Here is a 7,407-nt window from a genome sequence, read left to right on the forward strand (position 1 = left end):
TCAATGCGCCATCAGCTTGTCCATCGCGCCGGGCTTGTCATGAATGGCAAGCTTGTCGACGATGGTTTCCGATGCTTCGTTCATGCCGACGATCTCGACCTCGGCCCCGTCGCGGCGGAATTTCAGAATAGCCATGTCCAGCGCCTGCACCGAGGAAATGTCCCAGATATGGGCGCGACTGACATCAATGATCACCTTTTCGACGGCCTCCTTGAAATCGAAGGCATCCATGAAGTCTTCGACAGAGCCATAGAACAGCTGGCCCTCGATGACATAGGTGCGCACCCGACCATCAGGTGTGGCGGAGGCTTTGACCTTGAATAGCTGCGCGATTTTTCCAGCGAAGAATATGCCTGACAGCAGCACGCCCATCAGCACGCCGATGGCGAGATTGTGAGTGTAGACCACCGCCACCACGGTCGCGATCATCACCACCGATGAGGACTTGGGATGGGTTTTCAAGTTCTTCAGCGATGACCAGGAGAAAGTTCCAATCGACACCATGATCATAATTGCGACCAGCGCTGCCATCGGAATTTGACTGACCAGATCACCGAGAACGACGACCATGAATAATAGGTAAATCCCAGCAGCAAAGGACGAAAGCCGCCCCCGTCCACCGGATTTGACGTTGATGATCGACTGACCAATCATCGCACAGCCTGCCATGCCGCCAATGAACCCTGTCGCCGTGTTGGAAATGCCCTGCCCGATGCACTCTTGATTGCGGTTGGATTTGGTGTCGGTCAGGTCATCCACGATGTTCTGCGTCATCAGACTTTCCAGAAGACCGACTACGGCCACGGCTATGGAATAGGGCAGGACGATCATCAATGTTTCCAGCGTCAGCGGGATCTGAGGGATCAGGAGGACCGGCAGCGTGTCGGGCAGTGCGCCCATATCGCCCACGGTGCGGACATCCCAGCCGAAGAACATGGCAAGCGCGGTCAGCACAACGATGGTGACCAATGGCGAGGGGACGGCCTTTGTCAGCAACGGGAACAGATAGATGATAGCAAGTCCTGCCGCGACCAGAACATAGGTCAGCCAAGTGACCTTGGAGGGGTCCAGCTCCGGCAGCTGTGCCATGAAGATCAGAATCGCCAGCGCATTGACGAAACCGGTCATCACCGATTTCGACACATAGCGCATGACGAAGCCCAGCCGCAGCAACCCGGCCCCGATCTGAATCAACCCGGCCAGCACCGTGGCTGCCAGCAGATATTGCAGCCCGTGGTCACGCACCAACGTGACCATTAGCACTGCCGTGGCGGCGGTAGCGGCCGAAATCATGCCAGGCCGCCCGCCGGTAAATGCGATCAGCACGGCGATGGAGAAGCTGGCGTAAAGCCCCACTTTTGGGTCAACGCCTGCGATGATGGAAAAGGCGATGGCTTCGGGGATCAGCGCCAATGCCACGACCAATCCGGCCAGCAGGTCGCCTCGGATATTGCCGAACCATTGGGCTCGGTAGGCATCAAGTGAAATCATGTAAATCCGTTCCTGACCGATCAGGGCCCGGAATGGGGCCGCATGTCGATGTTCGATCTTTGGTATAGGTTCGGGTTGTCCGGCGGATTGGCGGCCAGAAGAGCCAGCCAGGAATTGCACCCGGCTCCATGTTCGTTGCGCGCTGCATAACGAAATTGCGCCAACATGCCAAGCGGATGCTACGACCGTTCGGATGTTGGGACTAAGGGTCCTATGGCGGCTTTGGGCTCAAACCGTCGATAGGCCAGCCCCGGCCCGCTCGTTCCATTGCGGGCTGTAGGGTCGGGGCTGGCCGGATCAGTGAGTAAGCCCGCCGTCCCGGTCATGGTCGCGGGCTTCCCGCTCCCGCAACCGTTCCTGCTGCCGCTCTTGCTCCTTCAGGCGCTCGGCCTCCTGCACCCGCTGGCGTTCCTCGGCCTCCCGGCTTTCCTGCAACCGCGCTGCCGCCTCGGCCAGCGTCCCCCGGTCGATCCCCTGCGCCGCCTCCCGTAGCCGCTCGGCCAGACTGCGAGCGGATTCCGGCTCCGGGGTTTGTCCAGGTGCGGCTATAGCATCGGACACGGTGCGGCTCTGGCGGGATTCCCATGCCTCGCGCAACCGCGCGGCCAGGTCCTGCCTCCCCTCCCGGCCATCCCGATCCGCAGCGCCGGCATAGGCCAGACCCTGCGCCGCCCCCTCTTGCGTCAACGGCCCGAGACGATCCACCGCCCGCCCGATCCAGTCCCGCACCTGACCGGCCAGAACCTCCGCCACCCGCGCGACCTCGGCCGCCTGCGCTTTGACCTCGCGCCACACCCGGACGGCCGCGACCTCGATGCCGCGTTCCTTCATCTGCCACGCCCCGGCAGACAGTTGCGGCAGCGGATCCCGGTCCAGTTCCACCGCCCGCACCGTCTGACGCAGCGCCTCGTCCTCGTCGCCGCGATCATGCGCCGCGGTGGCAAGCTCCTGCGCCTCGATCCGCTGCGCCTCTAGCGTCCGGTGGTCGATCCGCTCAGCATGGCCGCATCGCTCAAGGGCGCTGTTGCTGTCCCGCGCCCATGCTTCACGCCATCCTTCCAGCATCTCGACCGCGTTCCAGTCCCGGTTCTTCGCCCCGAACCCTTCGGGGCCGATCTCGCGGGTGGTCAGCAGGATATGGGCATGGTGGTTGCGATCATCGCCTTCGCGTCCCGGCGCATGAAGGGCAATGTCGGCCACCATGCCACGGGCCACAAACTCGCGCTGGCAGAACTCGCGCACCAGCTCGACGCGCTGCCCGTGGTCCAGCTCGGCGGGCAGAGCCACCCGGATTTCGCGGGCAACCTGCGAATTCTTCCGGGTTTCTGCCGCCTCGACCGCGTTCCACAGCGCCGCCCGGTCCTGCACCCATGCGGGCGCGTTGGCAGGGGCGAGGGTTTCGACGTGATCGACGCCGCCGCGCGCACGGTAATCGAAGGTCAGCCCGGTGCGGTGATCCTCGATCCGTTCGCCCACACGATAGGCCGCTGCCGCCGTGGCGCTGCGGCCAGAGGAGCGGGAAATCATCGTGGCCCGAAGGTGGTATATCGCCATTTCCGCGCTGCACTTCGCTAAGGGTTCAAGGGAAACGCTGGGTTCCCTTGCCCACACAAACGCGCAGCGTTTGTATAAGTGGGCACTTCGTGTTTGACACGCTACCCACTACGCGGCACAAATTCAACGGTTGTAACGAGAAAGGGCGGAAGGATGGCGCGCACCATCGACCAGCAGATTGCAGATGCGCAAGCGAAGCTGGCGCGGCTCAAAACCCGTCAGAAAGCCAGCGACACCCGCCGAAAGATCATCGTCGGCGCCATCGTCACCACCGAAGCCCTGAAAGACCCCAAGATTTCCAAATGGCTGGCATCCACCCTGCGCAAGAACGCAACCCGGGACGTGGACCAGAAGGAAATCGCCGGACTGCTGGCCGACCTCGATGCCAGGGCGCAAAGCGCCGGGGCGGGTGAGGCATGAGTGGCAGCGCCGATCCGTTTCTGGTTCTGGTCGATGATATTGGCGCGCTGCGCCGCCAGATCGAGAACCTGCAACGCACCAGCCTCGACAGGGACGAGGCCGAGCACCTCAACGCGACCATCGCCCAGAGCCTCGACAACATGGCGCAAACCGGCAAGCGGCTGGAACAGCGCCTTGAGGGCCAGCTGCAGCTGGCAACCGCCAAGACCCACAGGGACGCCATAGAAGCCGCTCAGGGGGCTGCCAGAGCGGCTATCCGGGAATCCCATGCCGAGATCCTCCAAACGGCCAAGAGCCTCTCACAGGCCGCAGGAGAGGCCCGCAGAGAGGCATGGCGCTGGTTCGGCGGGTTCTGGGTCTGGCTGGCCTCGATCGGGGCCGCAGGGGCGCTTATCGGCGCGCTGGCCGTGTTCTGGCTCCAAGGCCGTGCCGATGCCAAAGCCTTCGGCCAGCATCCCCGCATCTACTGCCTGTCCGCAGGCGGATCATTCGCCGATCAGCGGGACGGAAGCCGATACTGCATCTTCATGGTTTCGCCACCGACACAGCCAGCCGGGGAATGACGGCTCACAGGTGCCGCTCCGCGTCCTGTGCGCTATGCAGGACGCGGACAATCTCCAGCCAGTCTCCCCGGTCGCGGAAATAGATCACATGCGAGCCGGTGGGGCATTTGCGATAGCCAACGCGAACATTCGTCGCCCGCCCCTGCTTCCGGCCCGATGCCAGCGCATGGCAGGCGTCCCGGATTTCGTCGGTGTAGCGGTCAGCTTGATCTGGTCCCCAGTTTTCAGCGCTGTAATCCCAGATACCGTCAATGTCGGCTTCTGCCCGAGGCGAGAAGGAAAGGGCCTTCATCTGCCCTCATACTCCGCGCGCTTTCGCTTCTTGAACGCCTCGAAGTCAAAGGGCTGCGGTTCGCCGGATTCCTCGCCCTCGATCAGCGCCGCTTCCAGCGCCTTCACCTTGGCCTCATGCTCTTGCAGGAGCCGCAGCCCTGCCCGCACCACATCGCTGGCCGATCCGTAGCGCCCCGCCTGCACCTGTGTGTCGATGAACGTGGTGAAATGGTCCCCGAGGGACACAGACGTATTGCGGGCCATTGCCGCCCCCTTCCTGTTCCAAGCATATCCCCGACATATACCAATAAGTACCAAGCTGCAATCTGGGCGCTGTCGGTGCCAGCGGTCGCGCTTTCCGCGACCGCAAGCGGCGCAGGGTGCGAAGCGCCCGGTGTGCGGCGCACCGCATTACCCTTTTGGGTAAGGGTCTTGATCCTAGAAACTGGCAAAGGCTCTAGTGTTATTAGTGTTACCTACGGAGTAAGTTACGCGCCCCATAAGCATCTGTGAAAAATAGCATAAATCGTGATTCTGGTTCCGAAAGGGTCAAACTTTGGTTCCGAAAGGGTCAAACTTTGGTTCCGAAAGGGTCAAACCGCCTTCCCATCGAAAACCGTTCCTGATAGGTCAAATAAGATAGTTCCTGATAGGTCAAAGTTACGCCGCATGAGCCTGCTTCCAGATCGGCACCCAAACCTAGATTTCTTCGTGCTCGACATCGCGGATGCGGTGCCGAAGGATGATATGGCGTCGATGGAGCATCCGCTGTTTTCGCTGGCAACAAAGCCGGACATGCGACACCTCGAATATCGGAACGGTGACAATGTTCTGAAAATCCGACCGTCTGGCCTCGGCCTGCCGACGATTTTCGACAAAGACATTCTCATCTTCACCATCAGCCAGCTGATGGCCCGAAAGAACCGGGGCGAACCGATTGGCGACACGGTGCGCTTCTCGGCCCGCGAACTGTCGGTCGCCACGAACCGCCCCATTGGTGGGAACCACTACAAGCGCCTTGAGGATGCCTTCGCCCGCCTGCAAGGTGCGCAGTTCGTCACCAACATCAAGTCCGGGGGCAAGATCGAAACCCGGATATTCTCCCTGATCGACGAGGGCGGATTCGTCCGCACTGACGATGAGCGATTCCGCCTCGACTACTGCGAGGTGAAGCTGTCGCGCTGGCTGATGCGGGCAATAGAAACTGACCAGGTGGTGACGATCACCCACGACTACTTTCGCCTGCGCAGGCCCCTTGAGCGCCGCCTATATGAAATCGCCCGAAAGCACTGCGGCAGCAGTCCAAAGTGGCAAATCGGGCTGACCAACCTGCAAAACAAGACAGGCAGCAACGCCCCGATCAAACGCTTTCGCCACAATCTGCGCGAGATCATGCGGGCGGATGTGACACCGTTCTACAGGTTCGAGATCGACGAGAACGACATGGTGACAGTGCGCCCGCGCTCTGTGCCGGTCGATCTGGCTGCGCCGATCATCATCCCAGAATGGGCCGAAGAGCAGGCCAGAGCGCATGCGCGAACCCTCGGCTGGGACTACTACGCCATGCGGTCCAACTGGCTGGCATACGCCCACGATGAAACAGCTAAAGGCAACCCGCCGAAGAACCCCGGAGCGGCGTTCGTGGCATACTGCAAGAAGCAAGAGAGCCTGCGCTGACAGCGTCACCAAATGACTGGACGCGAACAGGTGAACAGTTCAATATCATGGAAACCTGAACAGCAGGAAACCCCATGGTTTACACCCTTGGCGATGCCGCGAAAGCAACGGGAAAGTCCAAGGCGACGATCTCAAAAGCCATAAAATCAGGCAGAATATCTGCAATAAAGGATGAAACAGGGACTTTTCAGATAGACCCGGCAGAACTGCACAGGGTTTACCCCCCAACTGTTTCTGGTGAACAAAAGGAAACACCCGAGAAGACGCCTGACGAAAAAGAAAACTCCGGTCTGGTAAGGGAGTTGCAAGCCCGCCTTGAGGCGGCACACGAACGCCTCGCGGACAAAGAGGGGATAATCTCCGACCTGCGCGAGGACCGGGATAAATGGCGTCAGCAGGCAACCGCCCTCCTGACCGACCAGAGACCGAAATCAGGGTTCTGGGCGCGGATGTTTGGCAAAATCTAGGTCCGCTATGCGGAAAAAGTCGCCATTGAACGCAAGCAACGTGCTGATATGAACAGGTGAGTATCAGATCAGCACCAAAATGCAGGATCACCGCATCAGGACGACTGGGACCTTGCAGGACCGGATCATTGCGGTGGTGGTCGAGCCGATGATCAGACTGCGAATGCGCGAATGGCCGTAAGCCCCCATCACCAGCATGTCGAACTGCGCCTCATCCACTAGCTTGCCCAGGGCGCTTTCCGGTTGGCCGGGCAGGATAGAAGTCTGGGCCTCGATTCCGGCAGCCTTCAGCGAAGCTTTTGCGTCCGCTAGCCCCTTGTGCACCTCGGGCGTGTCGGTGCCGACAGTGACCACATGGATCTCCAGCCCCTGGAACAAGGGGCTGTGGGCGATGTGATCCACGGCCTTCATGGCCGATACCCCCCCGTCATAGGCGACCAGAACCTTCGTAATTGGCCTGAATGAACGCGATGCTACGAAGACGGGCTTGTGGCTGGCCCGCACGATGCGTTCAAGGTTCGATCCCAGATGACCCTTGGCGAAATCCGCCGCCTCGCCGCGCTTTCCGATCATGATCGCGCTGGCATCGGTTTCGACCTCGGCCACCGCCTCAATCATGTCGCCGTGGCGCAGGCGGGTGGTGGTCTCGGTCACGCCCGCCTTGTCTAGGATGGCGTGGGCATCTTCCAGAATCGCGCGGCCCCGGTGGCTGACCAGTTTGGCGCGTTGCGCATCCAGCTCGGCCAGTTCCTCCAGCAGGGCAGTGCGCGCACCGAGCGCGATGGCACCGGACAGGTCCTTCTTTTCCGGTGCCTCGCGGCGGCCTAGCACATGGATCAGCTCGACCGGCGCTCCGGTGCGGGCCGACATCCAAGCTGCATGGTCGCAGACGCTGGCCGAATAGACTGAGCCATCCACGAGGGCGACGATCTTCTGCGGTTGTTCGCTCATCTCTTTCTCCC

9 protein-coding genes and 1 other annotated feature are annotated in these 7,407 nt (G+C 61.2%); of the genes, 4 read left to right on the forward strand and 5 right to left on the reverse strand.

Annotated elements, in window-relative coordinates:
• Together DRF71_RS26860 and mobQ are read right to left on the reverse strand one after the other, a co-directional pair.
• The gene (locus DRF71_RS26860; RefSeq protein ID WP_112313491.1) at nt 1-1,491 is read right to left on the reverse strand and encodes a SulP family inorganic anion transporter; all 1,491 of its coding nucleotides are present in this window, start codon (nt 1,489-1,491) and stop codon (nt 1-3) included.
• 73 nt (nt 1,492-1,564) lie between these two features.
• Nucleotides 1,565-1,622: a sequence feature (sul1 is cis-regulatory element that is thought to sense ions involved in sulfur or methionine metabolism; They are found in Alphaproteobacteria), on the reverse strand.
• A gap of 166 nt (nt 1,623-1,788) precedes the next feature.
• Nucleotides 1,789-3,045 (reverse strand): MobQ family relaxase, encoded by a 1,257-nt coding sequence (mobQ, locus tag DRF71_RS26865; protein ID WP_112313492.1) that lies wholly within the window; start codon nt 3,043-3,045, stop codon nt 1,789-1,791.
• Nucleotides 3,046-3,198: 153 nt separating this feature from the next.
• Between mobQ and DRF71_RS26870 the strand changes: the two genes are divergently transcribed.
• Together DRF71_RS26870 and DRF71_RS26875 are read left to right on the forward strand one after the other, a co-directional pair.
• On the forward strand, nt 3,199-3,465 hold the full coding sequence (locus DRF71_RS26870; RefSeq protein ID WP_085787614.1) for a hypothetical protein: 267 nt from the start codon (nt 3,199-3,201) through the stop codon (nt 3,463-3,465).
• Nucleotides 3,462-4,028, forward strand: a complete 567-nt coding sequence (locus DRF71_RS26875; protein ID WP_112313493.1) for a hypothetical protein — start codon at nt 3,462-3,464, stop codon at nt 4,026-4,028. The genes DRF71_RS26870 and DRF71_RS26875 overlap by 4 nt, the downstream gene beginning before the upstream one ends.
• 4 nt (nt 4,029-4,032) lie before the next feature.
• On the opposite strand, the gene DRF71_RS26880 is transcribed toward DRF71_RS26875, so the two are convergent.
• Together DRF71_RS26880 and DRF71_RS26885 are read right to left on the reverse strand one after the other, a co-directional pair.
• Nucleotides 4,033-4,320 (reverse strand): type II toxin-antitoxin system RelE/ParE family toxin, encoded by a 288-nt coding sequence (locus DRF71_RS26880; RefSeq protein WP_112313494.1) that lies wholly within the window; start codon nt 4,318-4,320, stop codon nt 4,033-4,035.
• Nucleotides 4,317-4,565, reverse strand: coding sequence for a type II toxin-antitoxin system ParD family antitoxin (locus DRF71_RS26885; protein ID WP_012858049.1), 249 nt, complete (start codon nt 4,563-4,565; stop codon nt 4,317-4,319). Before DRF71_RS26885 ends, DRF71_RS26880 begins: the two co-directional genes overlap by 4 nt.
• A 405-nt stretch (nt 4,566-4,970) precedes the next feature.
• Here DRF71_RS26885 and DRF71_RS26890 point away from each other — a divergent pair, with 405 nt between their 5' ends.
• The gene (locus DRF71_RS26890) at nt 4,971-5,978 is read left to right on the forward strand and encodes a replication initiator protein A (RefSeq protein ID WP_112313495.1); all 1,008 of its coding nucleotides are present in this window, start codon (nt 4,971-4,973) and stop codon (nt 5,976-5,978) included.
• 74 nt (nt 5,979-6,052) lie between these two features.
• Entirely contained in the window at nt 6,053-6,445 is a 393-nt protein-coding gene (locus DRF71_RS26895) for a DNA-binding protein (RefSeq protein ID WP_112313496.1), read from the forward strand.
• Between the two features lie 87 nt (nt 6,446-6,532).
• On the opposite strand, the gene DRF71_RS26900 is transcribed toward DRF71_RS26895, so the two are convergent.
• Nucleotides 6,533-7,396, reverse strand: a complete 864-nt coding sequence (locus DRF71_RS26900) for a universal stress protein (RefSeq protein ID WP_112313497.1) — start codon at nt 7,394-7,396, stop codon at nt 6,533-6,535.
• Nucleotides 7,397-7,407: the final 11 nt, after the last annotated feature.

It is taken from the genome of Pseudogemmobacter bohemicus (assembly GCF_003290025.1).
Classification (GTDB): domain Bacteria; phylum Pseudomonadota; class Alphaproteobacteria; order Rhodobacterales; family Rhodobacteraceae; genus Pseudogemmobacter; species Pseudogemmobacter bohemicus.

Excerpts from the sequence above, each read along its gene's own strand:
- DRF71_RS26860 (WP_112313491.1), bottom strand. The coding sequence starts at position 1,491 with ATGATTTCACTTGATGCCTACCGAGCCCAATGGTTCGGCAATATCCGA.
- mobQ (WP_112313492.1), bottom strand. The coding sequence starts at position 3,045 with ATGGCGATATACCACCTTCGGGCCACGATGATTTCCCGCTCCTCTGGC.
- DRF71_RS26870 (WP_085787614.1), top strand. The coding sequence starts at position 3,199 with ATGGCGCGCACCATCGACCAGCAGATTGCAGATGCGCAAGCGAAGCTG.
- DRF71_RS26875 (WP_112313493.1), top strand. The coding sequence starts at position 3,462 with ATGAGTGGCAGCGCCGATCCGTTTCTGGTTCTGGTCGATGATATTGGC.
- DRF71_RS26880 (WP_112313494.1), bottom strand. The coding sequence starts at position 4,320 with ATGAAGGCCCTTTCCTTCTCGCCTCGGGCAGAAGCCGACATTGACGGT.
- DRF71_RS26885 (WP_012858049.1), bottom strand. The coding sequence starts at position 4,565 with ATGGCCCGCAATACGTCTGTGTCCCTCGGGGACCATTTCACCACGTTC.
- DRF71_RS26890 (WP_112313495.1), top strand. The coding sequence starts at position 4,971 with ATGAGCCTGCTTCCAGATCGGCACCCAAACCTAGATTTCTTCGTGCTC.
- DRF71_RS26895 (WP_112313496.1), top strand. The coding sequence starts at position 6,053 with ATGGTTTACACCCTTGGCGATGCCGCGAAAGCAACGGGAAAGTCCAAG.
- DRF71_RS26900 (WP_112313497.1), bottom strand. The coding sequence starts at position 7,396 with ATGAGCGAACAACCGCAGAAGATCGTCGCCCTCGTGGATGGCTCAGTC.